Source organism: Hungatella hominis (genome assembly GCF_014288005.1).
GTDB lineage: Bacteria > Bacillota > Clostridia > Lachnospirales > Lachnospiraceae > Hungatella > Hungatella effluvii.
On sequence record NZ_JACOPB010000005.1, the window covers coordinates 121,775 to 144,049 of the forward strand.

Annotated in this window: 15 protein-coding genes; 14 read left to right on the top strand and 1 reads right to left on the bottom strand. The window is 52.0% G+C overall.

What is annotated here, in order from left to right; translation table 11 throughout:
* The first annotated feature begins 116 nt into the window (after positions 1 to 116).
* From H8S75_RS13085 to H8S75_RS13150, 14 genes are all read left to right on the top strand, one after another.
* Complete coding sequence (locus tag H8S75_RS13085; RefSeq protein WP_187022006.1) at positions 117 to 1,238, top strand: ABC transporter ATP-binding protein; 1,122 nt, start codon at positions 117 to 119, stop codon at positions 1,236 to 1,238.
* Between the two features lie 121 nt (positions 1,239 to 1,359).
* A complete protein-coding gene (locus tag H8S75_RS13090; protein WP_002604030.1) occupies positions 1,360 to 2,226 on the top strand; it encodes a carbohydrate ABC transporter permease in 867 nt (288 codons plus the stop codon).
* Positions 2,227 to 2,258: 32 nt separating this feature from the next.
* Positions 2,259 to 3,134: a carbohydrate ABC transporter permease gene (locus tag H8S75_RS13095; protein ID WP_390472334.1), complete on the top strand. Its 876-nt coding sequence runs from the start codon at positions 2,259 to 2,261 to the stop codon at positions 3,132 to 3,134.
* A 97-nt stretch (positions 3,135 to 3,231) separates the two neighbouring features.
* Positions 3,232 to 4,626: an ABC transporter substrate-binding protein gene (locus H8S75_RS13100; protein ID WP_187022008.1), complete on the top strand. Its 1,395-nt coding sequence runs from the start codon at positions 3,232 to 3,234 to the stop codon at positions 4,624 to 4,626.
* Positions 4,627 to 4,645: 19 nt separating this feature from the next.
* Positions 4,646 to 5,383, top strand: a complete 738-nt coding sequence (locus tag H8S75_RS13105) for a glycerophosphodiester phosphodiesterase (protein WP_187022009.1) — start codon at positions 4,646 to 4,648, stop codon at positions 5,381 to 5,383.
* A 94-nt stretch (positions 5,384 to 5,477) separates the two neighbouring features.
* The gene (locus H8S75_RS13110; RefSeq protein WP_187022010.1) at positions 5,478 to 7,307 is read left to right on the top strand and encodes an NlpC/P60 family protein; all 1,830 of its coding nucleotides are present in this window, start codon (positions 5,478 to 5,480) and stop codon (positions 7,305 to 7,307) included.
* A gap of 124 nt (positions 7,308 to 7,431) precedes the next feature.
* Positions 7,432 to 8,943, top strand: coding sequence for an LCP family glycopolymer transferase (locus tag H8S75_RS13115; RefSeq protein ID WP_349768917.1), 1,512 nt, complete (start codon positions 7,432 to 7,434; stop codon positions 8,941 to 8,943).
* A gap of 262 nt (positions 8,944 to 9,205) precedes the next feature.
* Positions 9,206 to 10,084: a hypothetical protein gene (locus H8S75_RS13120; protein ID WP_187022012.1), complete on the top strand. Its 879-nt coding sequence runs from the start codon at positions 9,206 to 9,208 to the stop codon at positions 10,082 to 10,084.
* A 382-nt stretch (positions 10,085 to 10,466) separates the two neighbouring features.
* Positions 10,467 to 11,045, top strand: coding sequence for a riboflavin biosynthesis intermediates N-glycosidase (gene ybiA / locus H8S75_RS13125; protein WP_187022013.1), 579 nt, complete (start codon positions 10,467 to 10,469; stop codon positions 11,043 to 11,045).
* Positions 11,042 to 11,959 carry an NUDIX hydrolase gene (locus H8S75_RS13130; RefSeq protein ID WP_187022014.1) on the top strand — a complete coding sequence of 306 codons (918 nt, stop codon included), beginning with the start codon at positions 11,042 to 11,044 and terminating at the stop codon, positions 11,957 to 11,959. The genes ybiA and H8S75_RS13130 overlap by 4 nt, the downstream gene beginning before the upstream one ends.
* Positions 11,959 to 12,780 carry a TIGR02452 family protein gene (locus tag H8S75_RS13135; protein ID WP_187022015.1) on the top strand — a complete coding sequence of 274 codons (822 nt, stop codon included), beginning with the start codon at positions 11,959 to 11,961 and terminating at the stop codon, positions 12,778 to 12,780. The genes H8S75_RS13130 and H8S75_RS13135 overlap by 1 nt, the downstream gene beginning before the upstream one ends.
* A gap of 109 nt (positions 12,781 to 12,889) precedes the next feature.
* Positions 12,890 to 16,474 (top strand): response regulator, encoded by a 3,585-nt coding sequence (locus tag H8S75_RS13140; RefSeq protein ID WP_187022016.1) that lies wholly within the window; start codon positions 12,890 to 12,892, stop codon positions 16,472 to 16,474.
* A 5-nt stretch (positions 16,475 to 16,479) separates the two neighbouring features.
* Positions 16,480 to 20,058, top strand: a complete 3,579-nt coding sequence (locus tag H8S75_RS13145; protein ID WP_187022017.1) for an ATP-binding protein — start codon at positions 16,480 to 16,482, stop codon at positions 20,056 to 20,058.
* 4 nt (positions 20,059 to 20,062) lie between these two features.
* Positions 20,063 to 21,400 (top strand): MATE family efflux transporter, encoded by a 1,338-nt coding sequence (locus tag H8S75_RS13150; RefSeq protein ID WP_207729135.1) that lies wholly within the window; start codon positions 20,063 to 20,065, stop codon positions 21,398 to 21,400.
* A gap of 31 nt (positions 21,401 to 21,431) precedes the next feature.
* Here H8S75_RS13150 and H8S75_RS13155 read toward each other — a convergent pair whose 3' ends face one another.
* Positions 21,432 to 22,274 carry a YitT family protein gene (locus tag H8S75_RS13155; RefSeq protein ID WP_187022018.1) on the bottom strand — a complete coding sequence of 281 codons (843 nt, stop codon included), beginning with the start codon at positions 22,272 to 22,274 and terminating at the stop codon, positions 21,432 to 21,434.
* Position 22,275: the final 1 nt, after the last annotated feature.

Consider the following 22,275-nt stretch of genomic DNA (forward strand, 5'->3'; position numbering starts at 1 on the left):
CGAACAACTTTGTGCGTCAATAGAAGGTTTACAACCATTTTACCAAAACTTTCTTTTTCATTTTACTTTGCCCTTATAAAATTAGAGCATACCGGAAAGAAAAGGAAGGAAATATTATGGCGAGTTTATCGTTAGTAAATGTGTGCAAAACCTATAAGAACGGTTTTGAGGCGGTGAAGGATGTGAACCTCGATATCAGGGATAAAGAGTTCCTGATTCTGGTGGGACCGTCGGGGTGCGGGAAGTCGACGACGCTCCGCATGATCGCCGGGCTGGAGGACATTTCCTCCGGTCAGCTCTGGATTGACGGTCAGCTGGTCAACATGCTGGAACCAAAAAACAGAGATTTATCCATGGTGTTTCAGAACTACGCGCTGTACCCTCATATGACGGTGTATCAGAACATGGCCTTTGGGCTGAAGGTGCGGAAGACACCGAAGGAGGAGATCGACAGACGGGTGAGGCAGGCCGCAAAAATCCTGGATATCGCCCATCTGCTGGACAGAAAACCACACGCGCTGTCAGGAGGCCAGAAGCAGAGAGTGGCGATCGGCAGCGTGATTGTAAGGGAGCCGAAGGCGTACCTCATGGATGAACCTCTCTCCAACTTAGACGCAAAGCTGCGGTCGCAGATGAGGGTGGAACTCTCGAAGCTGCACCGGGAACTGGGCGCTACCGTGATCTATGTGACTCACGATCAGGTGGAGGCCATGACGCTGGGGACGAGGATTGTCGTTATGAGGAGTGGCAAGATTCAGCAGGCTGCCGCCCCCGGGGATCTATATTTAAATCCTGTGAATAAATTTGTGGCTGGTTTTATCGGTTCTCCGGCGATGAATTTTCTGCCGGCGTGGGTGGAACGGCGCGATGAGAGAGTCTGCCTGGAATTTGGCAGCAGCAGACTGTATGTAAACCGTATGTGCGCCTCCCGGCTGATCGAAGGCGGATACCTGGGAAGACGGGTGTATCTGGGAATCAGGCCGGAAGACTTTCATGAGACGGGACCCGGGGAAAATGCGCTTCCGCTGGAAGTGGAAATCAAGGAAATGCTGGGTGCCGAACAGCTTCTCTATGGAAACTGCGGACGAAATGAGCTCTGCGTCCGTACAAAACCGGATTTCAAAGCGGAACCGGGAAGCACGGTGACGGTCTTTGTCGACATGGACCGCATCAAGCTGTTTGACATGGAGACAGAAGAAAATATTTCATTTCATAGGGGAGTTTCTCCTATGAAATGAAAGCCCTCCGGGGTATGCGCACTACGCGCTGAGGAAATATGGCCGCTAAAGCGACCGCGCTCCGGCGCGCGAGTCCGGCAAAACGGACTCTTTATTCTATCTGTAAGGAGTGAGTATTCCAATGAAAGTGAAAGCAATGGTAAAAAAGGCCGGCCCATACGCCTATCTCGTCCCGGCTCTGGCGGTTTTCGCGGTTTTCCTGTTCTATCCCTTTTTCAAGACCATCTATTTAAGCCTCTATAAAACGAACAAAATGGGGCAGGCCAGGCTCTTTGTGGGAGCCGGAAACTATAAGGACTTATTAACGTCCTCCTCATTTTTAAACAGCCTCGTGGTAACGGGTGTGTTCGTGGCGATTGTGGTCTCTGTAAGCATGCTGCTGGGACTCTTTACGGCCCTGCTGTGCAATAAGACATTTCCGGGAATCCGGGTCTTCAGCACAGCCTATGCGCTTCCTATGGCGATCGCCTCCAGTTCGGCAGCCATGATCTTCAAAATTATGCTTCACCCGTCCATCGGCATTGTAAACAAGCTGACGGGACTTAATATCAACTGGATCAGTGATCCGAAATATGCGCTTCTCTGTGTGGCTCTTGTGACCGCATGGCTGAACAGCGGGATCAATTTCCTGTATTTTAGTGCGGGACTCAGCAATATCGATGAATCGATCTACGAAAGGGCGTCCGTGGATGGCGCCGGTGCGTGGGCCAAATTCTTTCATCTGACACTGCCGGGACTCAGCCCCATTCTGTTTTATACGCTGGTGGTCAATATCATTCAGGCCTTTCAGTCCTTTGGCCAGGTCAAGGTCCTGACACAGGGCGGCCCGGGAGAATCCACCAACTTAATCGTATATTCGATCTACCGGGATGCGTTCTTTAACTACCGGTTCGGCGGTGCGGCGGCGCAGTCGGTTCTGTTGTTCGGCATCATTATGATTCTCACGCTGTGCATGTTCCGGCTGGAGAAGAAGGGGGTAAACTACTGATGGATTCTACCATAACTGTAGAGAGAAACAAAATGAGCGAGGCGGAGATCGCCAGACTCTACCAGGAGGCCAATCAGAAGGCACTGATCAAAAGAAGAGTGGAACGGACCGCGCTGGTAGCTGTCAACATCGTGGCGGCTTTTGTGATCCTGCTGCCGCTTTTCTACGCAGTGAGCATCGCTTTTATGCCCTCCAGTGAGCTTTTCACCACGGAACTCAATCTGTTTCCGTCGAGTCCCACCATGGATAATTTTAAGGAGGCCATGAGAAAAATTCCGCTGGGACGGTTTATTCTCAACTCGTTTATCGTGGCTGGCGCAATTACCTTCGGGCAGATCATATCCTGCTCTCTGGCGGCATTTTCCTTCTCTTTTTTAGACTTTAAAGGCAAAAATGTCCTGTTCATGATCGTCATGGCGACGATGATGATACCGGGCGAGGCCACCATCATATCCAATTACTTAACCGTCAGCCGTCTCAAATGGCTGGACAGCTATCAGGTGCTGATTATCCCGTACCTGACATCGGCCATGGGGATCTTCCTGTTTCGTCAGTTTTATATGACGTTTCCCATTTCACTGTATGAATCGGCGAAGATCGACGGATGCTCGAATATAAAATTCATTTTCCGGATTCTGATTCCGCTTACGAAAGCGGCGATCGGAGCTATGGCGGTCTATACCTTTATCAACGCCTGGAACATGTATATGTGGCCGCTGCTGGTTACCGGCTCTGATTCCATGCGGACCGTACAGATCGGAATCGGAATGCTGGACAGTGTGGATTCCCAGTCCATATCCATGATGATTGCCGGCGTGGTGATGATCATTATACCGTCCATTTCGGTATTTTTGATCGGACAGAAACAATTGATCCATGGAATGTTTTCGGGTGCCGTCAAAGGCTAGTGCCGCCGGACTTCGGTACTGACAGACCGGCGCCAAGTGAGGCGCACGGCAATCCCGATGCAGATAAAATAAGAAAGAAAATTCTGGAGGAATAAGAATGAAGAAAAATGCAATTGCTGCCTGCATGGCCCTTATGGTGGCCGCAGGAAGCGTGACAGGCTGCAGCAGCCAGACAGGAACGAAAGAAAGTGATACGACGGCACAGGATACGGCTGCGGGAACAGAGGCGGTGAAGGGCAGCGCGGCAGAAAATAAGGCGGGTGGTGTGACCATCACCTTCTGGCATTCCATGGGCGGCGTGAACGGTGAGGCGATCAATACTCTGGTGGAGCAGTTTAATAAGGAGAACACAGACAAAATCACCGTGGAAGCCCAGTACCAGGGCAGCTATGACGATGCGATCAACAAGCTTAAGAGCGCCCAGATCGGCAGTATGGGGGCCGACCTCGTTCAGATCTATGACATTGGCACCCGGTTCATGATCGATTCCGGCTGGGTGGTCCCCATGCAGGATTTGATCGACGGGGAAGGATGGGACTTAAGCCAGGTAGAACCGAATATCGCGGCCTACTATACGGTGGATGACGTCCTTTACTCCATGCCGTTTAATTCCTCTACTCCGATTCTCTATTATAACAAGGACATGTTTGAGAAGGCGGGAATCACGGAGATTCCGGACAGCCTGCCGAAGATTGCGGCTGTGGGAGACGGGCTTCTCGAAAAGGGAGGTGCCGGAGAGGTGATTTCCCTGGGAATTTACGGCTGGTTCTTTGAACAGTTTACTTCCAAACAGGGCGCGGACTATGCGGACAACGGCAACGGAAGAACCGCGGCGGCAACGGCAGTCGATTTTGACAAAAACGGCGCGGGCGTTAAGACGCTTACCGCATGGAAGGCTCTGGCAGACCAGGGGTATGCGCCTAATGTGGGACGCGGCGGAGATGCCGGACTGGCTGATTTCAGCGCAGGAAAGTCGGCTATGACGCTTGGATCTACCGCTTCGTTAAAACAGATCTTAAATGACGTAAACGGCAAATTTGAAGTGGGCACCGCTTATTTCCCGAAGGTGAGCGACGAGGACCAGGGCGGCGTGTCAATCGGCGGCGGTTCCCTTTGGGCGCTGAACAACGAAGATCCGGCGAGACAGAACGCGGTCTGGCAGTTCGTGAAATTCCTTGTTTCTCCGGCCAGCCAGGCTTACTGGAATTCCCAGACCGGTTACTTCCCGGTAACCGTGGCCGCACATGAGGAGACGGTATTCCAGGAGAATATTGCGAAGTATCCCCAGTTTGAGACGGCGATCGACCAGCTCCATGATTCCACACCGCAGTCAGCAGGGGCGCTCTTAAGCATTTTCCCAGAGGCGAGACAGATCGTGGAGACAGAAATCGAAAATATGTTAAACAACGGCACTTCTCCGGAAGATACGGTGGCGAAGATGGCTGAAAACATCAATAAATCCATTGAGGATTACAATCTCTTGAACGAGTAAGGAAAAGGAGTACGGGACGATGAAAACGAAGGTTTGGGCACACAGAGGGGCGTCGGCCTATGCGCCGGAAAATACGCTGGAGGCATTTGAACTGGCGGTCAGCCAGGGCGCGGATGGAGTGGAGCTGGATATCCAGATGACGAAGGACGGCTCTCTGGCCGTAATACATGACGAGACCATCGACCGGGTCTGCGACGGCAGCGGCTGTGTGGCAGATTTTACGATGAAGGAGTTAAAGAAGTTCCGATGCAGCAGGCTGCACCCGGAGTTTGCGGATGCGAGGATTCCGGAGCTGGGAGAGGTGCTTTCCCTTATCAAACCTTCGAAGCTGACCGTAAATATCGAACTGAAGACGGGAATCGTCCGTTATAAGGGGATCGAAGAGGCTGCCGTCAAGCTGGTAAAGGAGATGGGAATGGAGGACCGGGTGATCTATTCGTCCTTCCACCATCCCAGCCTTTTAAAGGTGAAACGGCTGGACCCGGCTGCCAAAACAGGACTTCTGTATTCGGATGGCTGGATCCATGTGGCTTCCTACGGGAAGAAGCTGGGAGTGGATGCGCTCCATCCGGCACTCTACCACCTGCGTTCCGGGAAGCTTCTCAAGGAGGCAAAGGAGAAGAAACTGCCGCTCCACGTGTGGACTGTGAACGAGGAAGGGGCCATGAGGGTCCTTGCGGAGCAGAAGATCGCCGCCATGATCACCAACTACCCGGATGTGGCGCTGCGCGTGGTGCGCGAGATGAGCCGACACTGAATCTTAATAAACAATTAATTCTTTTTCTCTGTTTTTTGACGGGGCAATATGGTATATTCTTACTTTAGAAACGATAACAGGAAGATGAAAACCGATGAAACGAAACAGAACCGTCAGAAACCAGACTATATCCGCCATTTTTATGGCTCTTGTGGGAACCGCGATTCATGCGGGGGCCCAGTCTTATCTTTCATCCTATGATATACCAGAAAATAAACCGGCGCGGCCTGTGGTCTCCAGACCGCCTGTCGTGCCGGAGGAAACAAAGCCGGTGGAAACTGTGCCGGAGACGGAGGCGGAAGAAGTATTTTCGCCTTCTCTTGCTGCGCTGAATCTGGCTTATCTCTATCCGGAGGGCGCAGACCGCACGGATGCGCAGAACAGTCTGGCGGGGCAGATCCTCCGTGAATTATCTGTAAAAGACTCGGAATGGCTGGCCTCCATCTATGATTTATCCAACCGGAAGCCGGCAGAAGCTGCTGCAAAGCTGGGACTTCCCGCAGACCGTGTGCGGGGACTCTGCAATCCGCTTGATGAATCGCAGACAGAGGACAATCCTGACAGCTGGCTGCTCTCCGAGTGGTCGCGCATCGACATGGTCTTTACTGATGAAAATGGAAACAGAATTATGGCTGATTCAAATATCAAGGAAATCATGGCCATGGCAAATACATACTTTTATTACACGGACCCTGAGGACAGTGATGCCTTTCTGAATTACGTGCTGAATCTCTGGGACAAGTCTCACTCGATTCATTATTCCATCGGAGAGGTGTATTACTGTGACGGCTGTCTGGAGGAGGCGTCCGGTGATACGGAAGCCTCTGAGGCAGCAGGAACCGCCGGTTCGGGAGAGAACCCGGAGAATGCATCAGGAGACGGTTTGACAGGCTCTGAGGAGGCGCAGAGCGGAGCGGACGGGACTGCGGGTGCCTCCGCTTCAGATCATTCACAGGCGACGCCGGAAACAGCGGAGATTGGGCCGGGAGTGCCGTCTGCTTCAGAGGCAACGGCTATTGGAGAAGACAACGGGACAGGGAGTGGAATGGCGGAAGGAGCGGCTGAAGCCGTGGAACAGGAGACCAAAGCGGAGATCGGCCCTGGAATCGCACTGATGGAAGCATCTAAAGCCGCTGAGGCAGAAACGGCAGAGGAAACGGATAAGGAAGAGGAAACGGACAAGGAAGAGAAAATGCCGCTGGCGAAGTGTCCGGGGCATGTGGACCTTCATATTACTGCGGCTGTTACAGGCGCCTCTTCATCGGAAAAATCGCTGTTCTCTATAGCGGAGGGAGTGGCAGCCGCCGAACAGGAAGCTGCTTTTCCCGGCTGGACCGAGGAACATAAAAACGCGGTACGGGAACTGGCTGCCCAGGACTGGAAGGCTGCCTATGGACTGACGGTTTCGTCCACCTATATTTCGAATCCGCTTTCGCAGTCTGAGACGGAATACTACTTAAGCCTTCTTCCTGCGGATACCTCTCTGGAACGAAGGCGCCTGATCCGCTACGCCCTGTCTTCTGTGGGAAAAGTCCCGTACTACTGGGGCGGAAAGCCGTCGGCGCCGGATTACGATGGGAATCATTTTGGCTCCCTGGTGGATGCCGATGAGAAGGGCCGCACGATGAAGGGACTGGACTGCTCGGGATGGATCAGCTGGGTATACTGGTCGGCGCTGGGAAAGAGGCTTCAGGCGGAGAGCACCGACGGACTGGCCGGCTGCGGCACCGCTGTGGCAAGAGAAGACTTAAAACCGGGAGACATTATTGTCAGGCTGGGCGACGAGGGGCATGTCGTCATGTTCCTGTCCTGGGAATCGGAGGATCGGATGAAGGTGGTGCACGAGTCCAGCGGAAGCGTAAATAATGTGACAGTCAGCACCATGCAGGCCAGCTGGCCTTATTATAGAAAGCTGATTGACTGAGAAATGTAAGAGAAAAGCAAGAAACAGTAAGATTGTTTCTGGTAGAATAAGTAAGGTTTGCCAAAGTAAATCACAGGAAAGGACTGAATAACCTGTTATGGATTATGAGGATGAATTAGACCGTATGCGTGCGCAGAAGAGGCGCAGCAGCAGTGCAAAAAGAAAGGTGGACAACTTAAGCGGCCGTGCGTATTATGAGAACGGCGACGGTAGAAACCGGGGAGGGGGATATTCGGGACGCCCGGATGTACACCAAAAACTGCGGGAGGAACGGATCCGCAAGAAGAAAAAGAAGAAAAGGCTGCTGATGATCGAACTGGCCGTTTTGGCCATATTGGCAGTGAGCGCATTTTTGATTTTTGGAAAGGGAACGAATCAGAAGGGATATTGGACAATTGCAGTATTCGGTGTGGATTCCCGTGATGGAAAACTGGAAAAAGGCGCGCTGTCCGACGTTGAGATGATCTGCAACATTGACAAGGCCACGGGGGAGATCAAGCTGGTGTCCGTATTCCGTGATACATATTTAAAAATTAACAGCGAAGGAACGTATCATAAGATCAATGAGGCCTACTTTAAGGGCGGCCATAAGCAGGCAGTAGAGGCGCTGAACGAAAACCTGGATTTAAAGATCGATGATTACGCCACATTTAACTGGAAGGCGGTGGCGGAGGCCATCAATATCCTGGGCGGCGTGGAGATTGAGATTACAGATGCGGAATTTTCTTATATAAACGGTTTTATCACTGAGACAGTTAATTCCACTGGGATCGGTTCCTACCAGCTGAAGAGCGCGGGAATGAATCATCTGGACGGAGTGCAGGCGGTGGCCTATGCCAGACTGCGTCTGATGGATACCGATTTTAACAGAACGGAACGCCAGAGAAAGGTTGTGACCCTCGCGCTGGAAAAGGCAAAACAGGCCGATTTTGGTACGTTAAAGACACTGGTATCCACGGTATTCCCTCAGATATCAACGAGCATTGGGATCGATGATTTATTCACGATTGCCAAGGGGATTACAAAGTACCATATAGGCGAGACAGCCGGTTTCCCATTTTCCAGGACAACCATGAGAATCGGGAAAATGGACTGCGTAATTGCGACGACACTGGAGAGCAACGTCATTCAGCTTCATCAGTTCCTGTACAATGTTGAAAATTACTCCCCGTCTTCCACGGTGAAATCCATCAGTGCGAGAATATCGGAGGAGAGCGGAATCAGCGAACCGGGAAAGAACGCTCCCACAGGCGGCGGCTCTACGAAAAAGAATTCGGGGGCAGCTTCTGCGCCCAAAGAGACGGCTCCGCCTGAGACGGAAAGCGTGACAGAGGCGAGCGTGGAAGAGACCATGGAAACCACGGAGGAGACCGAAGCCGAGACAACGGAGGAGGAGACCACCGCGGCTGAGACCAATGGTGACGGAAGCCTCATCGGTCCGGGCGCCGGCCTTGACGGTGCGGCGAAAGAACCGGAGGAGACGAAGGGAACGAAAGAGACGAAGGAAGAAACTAAGGCAGAGACGAAGGCCTCTGAGCCAGCTGCCCCGGAGACGCCAGCCCCCTCGGCGCCTGGTGATAAAGGTCCGGCAGGAGGTTCTATGGGAGGCCCGGGAGAAGTGGGACCTGGGGTCTGATGCATAAAGCTGCTTACAAACGAGTTTGATGCTGCTTCCTGCACCAAATTTCCCGCCGTCTGAACGGTTACTGGAAAATAGCGGTATGAAATAGAATTACAGCCGACAGGTTGACATAAAAATATTATGTTGACCTGTCGACTGTTTTTTATGGAAATGAAAAACGAAAACTTTAAGAAAACTTAAGTCTTTCTCTTCCTTTATCTTTAGATTCCGGGTGTACGATAAAAAAGAAGAGAATGAAAATGGATTGGAGGGTATTATGAAGAAAATCATCTGTATTCTGAGCATAATGTTCGCGGCATTGCAGCTGATGGCCTGCAACGGCCTGGCGTTCAGCGGCAGCAGAATGGGGAATGGAAGCCAGCTTATTATGAAGTACAGCATATTTAATACCACGGATTCCCAGTACTTTGAGATGGATCAGGGGGACGTGATCGACGCCGATATCGTGAGTGATTCGGGAAAGCTGTCGGTAACCGTTCAGAGTGAAGACGGGGAAACGGTATATGAAAACGAGGACGTACCGACAGGCGCATTTCAGATCGAGATCAAGAAGAAGGGGATATATAAGATCAAAGTAACCGGAAAGAAGGCAAAGGGCAGCTTAAGCTTTATAAAGAGCACGGAGCAGGATACCCTGGAAGCCAATCTGGCAGCGCTGAGCAACTCTTATTATGAGGGGCAGTCTTCACGGGCTTATCAGATGCTGCAAAAATCCATCTTTAAAAAATTGCTGTTAAACGGATGGCTCAATGAGATAAGCGGCATGGAAAACGCCAGGTGGAATTACGATACCTTTACGAAATATACGGTTTTAGACCGTGACCAGGTTTCAGATGAGGATCAGGGGGAGCTGTACTGCTGTACATTTTCAGCCGACAACGACAGATGTGGTTACATCGTGATATCGTACAGCGGCGACGGCCTGTCAAAAATTCGCGCGGTTGAAACTCCATACCTCTATGATTTCTTATCTGAACGGGATCAGATTAAGAAGGAGCTGGAGATGTCCGGAGTGGATTTATCAACGGCCTCCGCGCGGAGAGCGGAAGCATTGGGAGAGGACGGCAGCGATCCGGCAGAAGGAATTTACTTTACCGACAGCAAAGGAAACCACTATTTTTACAGCTTTTCATAGTATTGTAAGTGGGAAATAGAAAATGAAGACTGTGCAGCAGGCTGATTTTAGACAAAAATATATGCCATTCTGGAATTTGGGGAGTGTCCATGAATGGCATGTAAAAGAAGAGCTGAATGTAGTATAACACAAAAAGTTACAAAAGTCATGTTAAAAATACATTAATTATTAAAAATGTAACCAAAACCGCTAATTATATAGCAAAAATATAACTGTATGGCAGAAATATGGACCGAAAAATTCATATTTCTGCCATTTACAATGTGCTTGACAAATGGATGGGGCTGCGTTAAGATTAGTGTAAAGTGTGATAGTAACAAAATAATAATATCTAAATGATAATAACTAAGAGAAAATAAGAAAGACAGGGAAAGGGGACGCCATGAGAAACGGAATCTACGATCTGGAAACTTTAAGAAAGGCCTATAACAGAGGCGATCATTTAAAATATCTATTTTTCTGGGGACACACGCCGCCTGCGGACGGACGCATTAACGAGTCGTGCTTCAGCCAGTGGTGGATGTGCCGGTTTGCAGTTGACGGTACGGAATATACGTGTGCGGAGCAGTTTATGATGGCGGAAAAGGCCAGGATGTTTGGTGACGGGGAGATGCTCTCCATGATTCTTAAGGCAAAGCATCCGAAGGAGATGAAAGCGTACGGGCGTGCCGTCCGAAATTTCGATAAGGATAAGTGGGACGGCGCCTGCTATGAGATCGTGAAGCGGGGGAATCTGGCGAAGTTTTCCCAGAATCCGGAGTTGTGGGATTATTTGAAGACCACGAAATCGCGAATCCTGGTGGAAGCGAGTCCGAGAGACCGGATCTGGGGCATCGGTATGGGGAAAAGTAATCCCGATGCGGAATGTCCTGTGAAGTGGCGGGGGACGAATTTCCTGGGCTTTGCCCTGACGGAGGTCCGCGACCTTCTCCTGGAAAGGGAAGAGGGGGAAAACGGATGAAGAAGAAGGAACTGCGTGACCGGAACGGGCTGACAGAGGCGGAGTATCTGAGCAGTTACGAACCGGGCGATTACGTACGGCCGTCTGTTGCGGCCGACATGGTTATCTTTACCGTCCTGGAGACGGAGGAGGAGAATTACAGGAAGCTTCCGGAAAAGGAGCTGGAAGTGCTGCTGATTCAGAGAGGCGTCCACCCTTATCTGGGCTGCTGGGCGCTTCCCGGCGGCTTTGTGCGGCCGGATGAAACGACAGAGGCGGCGGCTAAGCGGGAGCTGAAGGAGGAGACAGGAGTTGACCACGTCTATCTGGAGCAGCTCTATACCTTCAGCGATCCGGAGAGAGACCCGCGTACATGGGTTATGAGCTGTTCCTACATGGCGCTCATCGACTCTTCCAAGGTCCGGGTAAGGGCTGGGGACGACGCGGATCAGGCGGTCTGGTTCCGGATTTCCTTCCATTTAATGGATGAACACATCGAGTACAGAAAGAACATGACCTACGACGGTATGAAGACGATACGCACAAAACGGTATGAACTGCAATTAAGCCATGAGGACGTGGTGCTGCGTTCCATAATAGAAAAAAAGATTGTAAAAACAGAACACGAAACAGTTACGGAATACAGAATTCTGGAAAATGACGGGCTGGCCTTCGACCATGCGAAGATTATTGCCTATGCGCTGGAGCGGCTGAAGGGAAAGGTGGAGTATACGGATCTCGCTCTCCATATGATGCCGGAGGAGTTTACACTGACCCAGCTGCAGCAGGTGTATGAGGTCATCCTGGGGAAAACGCTGTTAAAGGCGGCGTTTAGGCGTAAGATCGCCCATCTGGTGGAGGAAACCGATTCCTTCACGGAGAATGAGGGCCACCGTCCCTCCAGACTGTTCCGCAGAAAATTGGAGGAAGAATAATGGACAGAAAAGCGACGGCGCGGGAAACGCTCCGGATCCTGGAACAGGGGTATTATCTGTATGGAGACCAGAGGATTTCCATTGAAGAAGCACATGAAAAGTCAGTAAAGGACAGCGTCCTGATCACCCCGGAGGAGGGGGTACAGCTTTTGGAGGCGTATGAAGAAGGCAGCCTCACAGGAGATGAGCAGTGTGGCTGCACCGTGGGAGACATCTCCACCGTGGAGGCAGCCTGGAAGTTATCTCTGGAGGGAAAGAAGAGTATTGCCATCCTGAATTTTGCCAGCGCCAAGAATCCCGGCGGCGGTTTCATAAACGGAGCTATGGCCCAGGAGGAAAGCCTGGCTGCCTCCAGCGGGCTTTACAGGACGCTGACCGTCCACGAGGATTATTACAGAAACAACCGGGCGTGCCCATCCATGATGTATACGGACCACGCTATCTATTCTCCGGAGGTGGTGTTTTTCCGGGACGGAGGCTTCCGGCTCCTGGAGAAACCGTTTACTTCGTCGGTCCTGACACTGCCGGCCGTCAATATGGGCCAGGTCCTGTTAAAGGGCGAAGACTGCGTCACGGCGGAACGCGTAATGCGCCGCCGGATGAAGCTGGCTCTCGCTGTTTTTGCAGAGAGAGGGGCGAAGAATCTGGTTCTGGGAGCGTACGGATGCGGCGTTTTCAGAAACGATCCGGTAAAAATCGCCTCATGGTGGGAGGAGCTGCTGAGCGGAGAGTTTAAAGGCGTTTTCGAACAGATCGTATTTGCGGTTCTGGACAGAAGTAAAAATAAGGCGTGTCTTAATGCATTTCAGGAAAAATGGTAGGCCTCAATGAATTGCATATTATGGGGTTCTATGCTAAAATTGGTACAAATGGCCAAAATTATGAGCCTTTAGCAGACAGGTACGGCACCTGCAGGAGGGGTTAAGGAAGATGAACGAACAGATAACAGCCAGGGAATGTGTGAAAGCTTTTTGCTGCGCCTGGTTTGAACGACGAAGTATGGAGGAGACCATTGCTTTTTTCGCAGATGACATCATGTTTATCGGTACCGGTGAGGGGGAAGCGGCCCATGGTAAGAAAGAGATGACTGAGTATATTGCTCAGGACATCCGGGAAATACCGGAACCGTTCGCGGTGGGAGTCACGATCGTTCACGAGCAGCGGCTTGGAGAGGATCTCTGGAATTTCTCCATTGGCCTGACGCTTAAAAACACTTTGTATTCCTGGCTGCTGCGCGGTTTCTTCATTCTGATGAGGGAGCACGGTGTGTGGCTGGTTAAGAGCCTTCATTTTGCAGAACCCAGCGACAAGCAGGGGGACGAGGAACACTATCCGCAGACGCTTGTCATGGAGAACATCGCAAAACAGCGTCAGAAGCTGCTGGACGATTCTCTGCCGGGCGGCATGATGGGCGGATACATAGAGGAAGGATTTCCTTTTTATTTTATCAACCGGCGGATGCTGGATTATCTGGGCTATGAGAATGATGAGGCCTTTATTCGGGATATCGGCGGAATGATTACCAACTGCATGCATCCGGAGGACCGGGAGCGGGTGGACCGCGAGGTGGCCGATCAGATAGCGGTGTCCGGGGAGTATGTGACCGAGTACCGGATGAAGAAGCACGACGGCTCCTATATCTGGGTTCACGACCAGGGCCGCGAGGTGACGGCGGAAGACGGCAGACCTGCGATCATGTCGGTCTGCGTCGATGTCACCGCCCAGAAACAGGCCAGGGAAGAGGTCCTGAATCTTTATAACAACATTCCAGGCGCCGTGTTCCGGTGCCGTTTTGACGCGGAGTTTTCTGTGATTGACGCCAATGACGGTCTGTTTGAATTCCTGGGCTATTCCAGAGAGGAATTCGCGGCTATGGGAAATACCATGGCTCCCGTCATTTACCCTGATGACCTGGAGATTATGGCGGACCGGCTGAACCGGCAGCTGACCCACGGCAACACGATCCACAACGAGAACCGGCTGATCTGTAAGGACGGAACGGTGAAGTGGATATCCATCAAGGCCCAGCTGCTGAAGGAAGAGGGAAGTGAACAGTATTTTTACTGCGTTTTCGTGGATATAACGGAGGAAAAGCTTCTGCAGGACCGTATGAGGGAGCTGTACGAGAAGGAACTGACCTATTTCGCGGAGATGTCATCCTCGGACGGCAGCATCCAGGGACGTATGAACGTCACGCAAAACCGGGTGGAGAGCTACCTGTCCACCTCGGATATCATCCTGACCCATACGGGAACTTCCTACGATGAGACGATTGAGAGTCTGGCCTCCTGTGCCGTGGACGCTGCATATGGAGAGGAACTCCGCTGGGCGCTGAGGCGGGAGAAGCTGCTGGAAGAGTATGCGGCCGGAAAGTCGGATTATCATTATGAGTTCCTGTGCAGATATAACGGCGGCACCTTCTGGGGGAGCATGAACTTCAAGTCCTGCTTAAACCCGGAGACCGGCGATATTATCGTTTTCTTTTACGTCCTGGATATTACGGAGCAGAAGCTGACGGAGCGCCTGCTCAAGAGAATTGCGGAGCTGGATTATGACAGCATTACGGATGTCGATATCCGGCGGAATACGTACCAGCAGGTTTCTTTCAACAGTTCGGAGAAGAATCTGATTCCGTGGCAGGGAGAATTCCAGAAAGAGATCACCAAGATTGCGGAACAGTTTATGGACAGCGCGGCGAAAAAGGAGTACTTAAGCCAGTTGGACAGCGAATATATGAAGGAGATGCTAAAGGATCAGAACACATACTCCTTTGTGGCGGAGATGCGGGATGAGTACGGCAATGTGCGGGTCAAGCGGTTTAAAGTGTTCTATATCAGCAGAGAATTGGGGCGGATCTGCATCGTGCGCACCGATGTGACGGATATTGTGCGGGGCGAACAGCGTCAGAAGGAGGAACTGGCGGCTGCGCTGGCCGCCGCGGAGCAGGCTAATGCAGCCAAGAGCGATTTCCTTTCCAGGATGAGCCATGAGATCAGGACGCCTATGAACGCCATTATCGGCATGAGCACCATTGCAGCCAAATCCATCGGGGACGACGAGCAGGTAGCCGACTGTATCTCCAAAATCGGCATTTCCTCCCGCTTTCTGCTGTCGCTGATCAATGATATTCTGGACATGAGCCGGATCGAAAGCGGAAAGATGCTGCTGAAGAACGAGAAAATTCCCATGGAAGAATTTCTCTGCGGAATCAATTCCATCTGTTTTCCGCAGGCAGCCTCGAAGGAGGTTGACTACGAGTGCATTGTGGACCCGGTTCTGGACGATTACTACATTGGCGACGCCATGAAGCTGCAGCAGGTTCTGATCAATATTTTGAATAATGCGATCAAATTTACCGGCGAAAGCGGGAAAGTTACCCTCTCCGCGTCTCAGCGGAGCAGAATGAAGAACGATGCCGTCCTGCGCTTTATCATCAACGATACTGGCATCGGTATGAGCGAGGAGTTCCTGCCCCATATCTTTGAGCCGTTTACCCAGGAGTCCATTGGCACTACCGCCTTATACGGAGGCACGGGCCTGGGGATGGCGATTTCCAAGAGTATTGTGGATATGATGGATGGCAAGATCACGGTGCGCTCCATCAAGGGTATTGGCACGGAGTTTACCGTGGATGTGAAACTGGGGATTACGGAGGAGGAGAAGCTGCGCCATAACCAGAAGAAGCAGAATTTTAATTTCTCCCACTTAAAGACGCTGGTCGTGGATGACGATGTGGCTGTCTGTGAGAGTGCCGTCGTGACGCTTCATGAGATGGGAATCAAGGCTGAATGGGTGGACAGCGGGCGCAAGGCCGTGGACAGAATCCGAGAATGCTGGGGCCGGGGCGCCTATTACGATATGGTCCTGATCGACTGGAAGATGCCGGAGATGGACGGAATTGAGACGGCGAGACAGATCAGGCAGATTGTGGGGCCTGATGTTACGATCATTATCATGACCGCCTACGACTGGAGTTCCATCGAGCATGAGGCAAAGCTGGCCGGGGTCAATCTACTGATGAGCAAGCCCATGTTCAAGTCTTCCCTGGTGTCCGCATTTTCAAGGGCGCTGGGAGAGAAGGATGAGCAGGAACAGGTAACCGCAGGCTTTAATTTCGATTTTTCCGGGAAACGCGTGCTTCTGGTGGAAGACAATGCGATCAACACCGAGGTGGCGGCTCTTCTGCTCACGGATCAGGGCTTCGAGGTGGATACGGCGGAAAACGGACTGCGTGCGCTGGAGATATTCAGCAAAACGGAGCCTGGCTATTATGACGCCATACTCATGGATATCCGGATGCCGATCATGGACGGATTGTCGGCCACGGTCAATATCCGTCATTTGAGCAATCTGGATGCCAGGGATATTCCGATTATTGCCATGACTGCCAATGCCTTTGACGACGATATCGAAAAGAGCCGGGCGGCGGGGATGAATGCTCACCTGGCCAAGCCCATAGAGCCGGAACGGCTGTATCAGACACTGTATGATTTTATCTTTGGAAAGGAGGAGTGACACAGATGCGTGAAGACTCTCTCTCCATGAATCAGCCGGCTCCTCCGGAGCCTGAACGGACATCCTGCGTCGAGGAAATGATGCAGGATGTTTTCGATGCGGTTCAGGGCGGTCTTTCGGTCTACCATGTCGCCGGAAAACAGTTTGTGCCCTCTTTTTTCCCGGATGTGCTTGGCCTCATCTGCGACTGGGACAGGGACCGGGTGATGGAGGCGGTAAGTGCGGCTTATGACAGCGGCAAATTATTGGACCTTTCATGCAGGATCAGGCAGAAGAACGGAGATTCTGTGTGGATTCGCCTGAATGGACGGCGGGCAGCAGGCAAGGATAAATTTTGTATTGTGTATACAGTCATGTCCGCAGAGAACCGTCTGCTGCAGCAGATTGCGGATGAGACGGCGGACGGAATCTATGTGATTGACAGGGAGACGTACGAGCTTCTCTATGCCAATGAATCAGGCCGGTTTCGCGGGGAAGAGCGGGGCAGAGTCGGGCGGACGTGTTATGCCGCCCTGTACGGCAGAACATCACCCTGCGAGTTCTGTACGCTTACCAGCCATGAGCCGGATGGAACGTCTCATATCATGGAGACGGGAGAGACGGGGCGGTTTTACAGCACCCATTTCCGCGAAATTGACTGGAATGGAAGGACGGCCATTGTAAAATACGTCCGGGATGTCACTGAGGAAGTAACCAACAGGAGAGAACGGGAACGTCTGGAGCAGTATTTCCAGACGGTTTTAAAGCATCTTCCGGGCGGTATCGTGGTGGTTCATTATGAGAAGGACGGGACGCTGAAGCCGGAATTTATCTCCGAGGGCTTTGCAGACATGACGGATATGACGCTGGAGGACGCGTGGCAGCTGTATGAGACGGATGCCCTGGCCGGTGTCCATCCGGATGACAGAGTCCGGGTGAACGCGCAGATGGAGGCGTACGTCGGGGGAAATGACCGGAACGGTGAGATCGTGTACCGCCTGAAAAAGGGCAGCGGCGGTTATGTCTGGATAAAGAACAGCCTGACCATGAACCGTGACAGCGAGGAGAAGCGGATTTATTCGGTTCTGCGGGATATGACGGGGGAACTGGAGGAGAAGGAGCTGATCCGGAAGCAGTACAAGGATGTGATTCTTCAGCATTACCATACGCAGGATTCCAACGCCCTGATCGTGGGGCACTGCAACATTACGCAGAACAGAATTCTGGAAATCATCGATTATACGGGAGTGAACCCGCTAAAACTGTTTGGAAGCGTGCGGGAGGAGTTCTTTACCGGAATAGGCACTCTGATAGTTGATGAGGAAGAGAGACGCAAATTCTATGGGATATATCTGAATGAGCCGTCTCTTGCCGCGTTTAGGCGAAAAGATTTTGAGCAGTGTATGGAGTGCTTCGTCCAGATTCCGGGAGAGGCGACGGGCCGGTACGTGCAGATTATGATGACTCTGGTGGATACGCCGGACAGCAGCGATGTCACCGGCATCCTTGCGATCACCGATATCACCGATCAGACGATTAACGACCGGATTCTGCATCGGCTTACCACCGCCAGCTATGACTTTGTCGTGGATATTAACCTGACGGCAGACTATTACCGGGTACTTACGCAAAGTGACAGCATTTTATGTGTTCCGCCGCCCCAGGGAAGCTATTTGGAGTGGACCTCCTGGGTGCAGAACTCTGGCGTTATGGCACCGAGAGACCGGGAGCGGTATAAGCACAACATGAATCCGGAGTATGTGATAAAAAAACTGCAGTCAGGGCCTTATTCCTTCACCTTCTCCCTTGTGGACCAAGACGGGGATATCCGCACAAAAAGTATAACTCTGTCCCCGGTCGACCTCCGTCTTGGAAGGATCTGTCTTACGAGAACGGATATTACGGATTCTGTCAGGGAGCAGCAGGGAATGCTGCGTCTGATCGCCTATACCTTTGAACTGGCCGGATTTATCAATCTGGCCAGCAGGAGCCTTACTATGTATACTAGGGCGACGGTTCTGGAAAATCTTCCTCCCGTCTATTCCGAATGCTATGAGGAGGCAATTCTGGGATTTATCGATCAATGCATCACCGAAGAAAATGAGGCGGAGGTCCGCGCCCGATTCCGCATCCATACGATTCTGGAAGGTCTTCGGGAGAAGCCGGACGGATACGATTTCCTTCTTTCGTACCATACGGATGAGGGGGAGAGGTATAAACAGATCACCGTCATGTGGAGCGATGTCAATCACTCGACGGTAGGACTGGTGAGGGCGGATGTGACGGATACGCTGACCGCCGAGAGGAAGTCCAAGAAGGCGCTGGAAGACGCTCTGGCCCTCGCGGAAGAGGCAAACCGGGCAAAGAGCGACTTCCTTTCCACCATGAGCCACGATATCCGCACGCCCATGAATGCGGTGATGGGCATGACTGCTCTGGCGATCGCCCATTTAGGGGACCGGGAAAGGGTGGCGGACTGCCTGCAGAAGATATCTATTTCCTCCAGGCATCTGTTAAGCCTGATCAATGATATTCTGGATATGAATAAGATCGAACGTTCCCAGATTACGCTGAACCGCATGAAGATATCCTTAAACGAGCTGCTGGCGCAGATGTCTGCGATGATGGCGCCTCAGGCCAGGGTGGCGGGGCTTCAGTTTGCAGTCCATATGGAAGAAGTCAGACATAAGTATTTTTACGGCGATTCCCTGCGGTTAAATCAGATTCTGATCAATATTCTGGGAAATGCGGTGAAGTATACGCCGGTAGGCGGAAGCGTGGAGTTCCGGCTGACAGAGATTTCTCCAGTTGAGCCTTTGGCAAATGAGGCCGGCCGCGCCCGCTATCTCTTTACAATCAGCGATACGGGGGTTGGCATGTCGGAAACGTTTCTTGCCTGCATGTTTGAACCGTTTATGCGCAATGAGAGTACGGAACGCATCGAGGGAACGGGCCTGGGGCTCAGCATTACGAAGGGGCTGATTGACCTGATGGGAGGCAGGATCCAGGCAGAAAGCCAGGTGGGCAGAGGAAGCTGTTTTAAAATAGAATTGGAATTCGACTGCCTGGACGCGGAGGATGAGGCCGCGGCGGCGGAGGCTGAAAGGAAGACGGAGCCAGAGGCGGCCGGGTGGAATGCATTTTCGCCTGCTGACGGTGATACGTTTGCCGGCTGCCTCTTTCTGGTGGCCGAGGATAATGCGATTAACGCGGAAATTCTCTGCGAGCTTCTCGCCATGAGCGGCGCCAGGACTGTGGTAACGACCGACGGAAAACAGGCGGTACGCGCGTTTATGGAGTCGGAACCCTATACATACAGCGCAGTTCTGATGGATGTCCAGATGCCGGGGATGAACGGATATGACGCGACCAGAGCGATCCGCAGCATGGAGCGGGAGGACGCGGCAGCCATTCCGATTATTGCGATGACGGCCAATGCATTTGCCGAGGACATACAAGCGGCAGCGGCGGCGGGAATGAACGCTCACGTGGCAAAGCCTGTTGATATGGCAGTGCTTCGGGAGACCCTTTTGAGGACACTTAAGAAAAAGACAGTTTGGGAGGCAGAGGATAGTGATAGAGAATCAAAAGACCGTTTTATTTGAGCAGATGCCAGTGCCGAAGGCGGTTATGAAACTGGCAGTTCCGACCGTTTTAAGTTCCCTGGTTATGGTCATTTACAACCTGGCGGACACGTATTTCGTCGGAATGATGAACAATCCGGTGCAGAACGCAGCGGTTACGCTGGCGGCCCCGGTGCTGCTGGCATTTAATGCGGTCAACAATCTGTTTGGCGTCGGCAGTTCCAGCATGATGAGCCGCGCTCTGGGACGGAAGGATTACGAAACGGTCCGCCAGAGCTCAGCCTTTGGCTTCTACTGCGCGCTGTTTTTCGGCTTCCTGCTGTCCTTCGCCTGTACCGTGTTTCACCAGCCGCTGCTGACGCTTTTAGGCGCGGATACGAACACGGCGCAGGCTACGGCGGAGTATTTAAAATGGACCGTGTCTTTCGGCGCGGCGCCTGCGATCCTGAACGTGGTTATGGCATATCTGGTGAGATCGGAGGGCGCATCGCTCCATGCCAGTATCGGAACCATGAGCGGATGTCTGTTAAATATAATCCTCGATCCCATATTTATTCTCCCGTGGGGACTGAACATGGGGGCGGCCGGAGCGGGTCTTGCCACCTTTTTATCCAACTGTGTGGCCTGCATCTATTTTTTTGTCCTGCTTTACGTGCGCAGATCGAATACCTTTATCTGCATCCTTCCGAAGAATTTCCGACTAAAGAAGGCGATTATTCTCGGCGTGTGCGGTGTGGGAATCCCGGCGGCTATCCAGAACCTGTTTAATGTGACGGGGATGACGATTTTGAATAATTTCACCTCTTCCTTTGGGGCCGATGCAGTGGCGGCCATGGGAATCGCTCAGAAAATCAATATGGTGCCCGTGCAGATTGCCCTCGGCTTTTCCCAGGGCATCATGCCGCTGGTCAGCTACTGCTATGCCAGCGGTAACAGGAAGCGGATGAAGGAGGCAATCCTCTTTACGGTTAAGACGCTGCTTCCCTTCCTGTTCTGCGTCTCTCTGTTCTATTATATTGGGGCGGGCAGCCTGACCAGGGCATTTATGAACAATGAGGCCATTATCGCCTATGGAACAAGATTTCTACGCGGCTTTTGCCTGGCACTTCCGTTTCTCTGTATGGATTTCCTGGCAGTGGGCGTATTTCAGGCGGTTGGAATGGGAAAAGCGGCGCTTACCTTCGCCGTACTACGTAAGATTATCCTGGAGATTCCGGCACTCTATGCGCTCAATTACTTATTCCCGCTTTACGGTCTGGCGTACGCCCAGTTCACGGCGGAATTCGTGCTGGCAATCGCGGCCGTGTGGATGCTGACACGCATCTTTAGAAGAATGCGGGAAGGCGGAGTGTCGGTGGGATAGAGTATGGCTGAGAAACCAGTTCCGCTCCGCCTCAGCGCTTCGGGCGGTATATGATCTCATTGACGGTGTAAACCGTGACAAATGCATTTTTATCCGTTTTCATAATATAGGACATCAGCATGGCGTATTCATTTTTATCGACAATGGTGATGATCTCTTTTTTCGGCTGGTTGTCGTAGGCTCCGACTGCTTCATAGATGGTGGCGCCGCTGTGGAGATGGTGCAGGATGAAGTCCCTGATTTCTTCCTCGCGCTTCGAGATGATGCACACCCGTTTCTTTAAGTTGAAGCCGAAGATGAAATGATCCAGCGCGATCCCGTTTAAATACGTTCCCAGCACGCTCAGCACCACGATTTTCTTATCGTAGACCAGGGCGGAGGACAGTGCGACGCACATGCCGGCAAGGGACATGGCCTTTCCCAAGTCCATGTGAAAGTATTTATTCAGAAATTTTGCAACGATATCCAGGCCGCCGGATGACGCATTTCGGTTAAACAGCATGGCGAGTCCGATGCTGACCACGAAGATGTAACAGAGCATGTCCAGAAACGCATCGTTTGTAATCGATTGATTGTTCGGGAAAAGCAGTTCAAACACACCCAGCATTACAGGGAGCAGAAGCGAGGTATAGACGGTCTTTGCGCCGAATTCCCTGCCGATAAACAGAAATCCCAGGATCAGAAGGAAGATATTTAAGACAAGGGTGATGGCCGATATGTTCAGCGGAATAAAGTTGCCCAGAACGATGGCCAGACCGGAGATGCTTCCTACCGACGTGTGGCTGGGGATCAGAAAGAAAAACACGGCAGCCGCCACGATGATGGTGGCAAAGGTTATAATTAAGAATTCCCGGATTACTTCCCATTTTTTCATA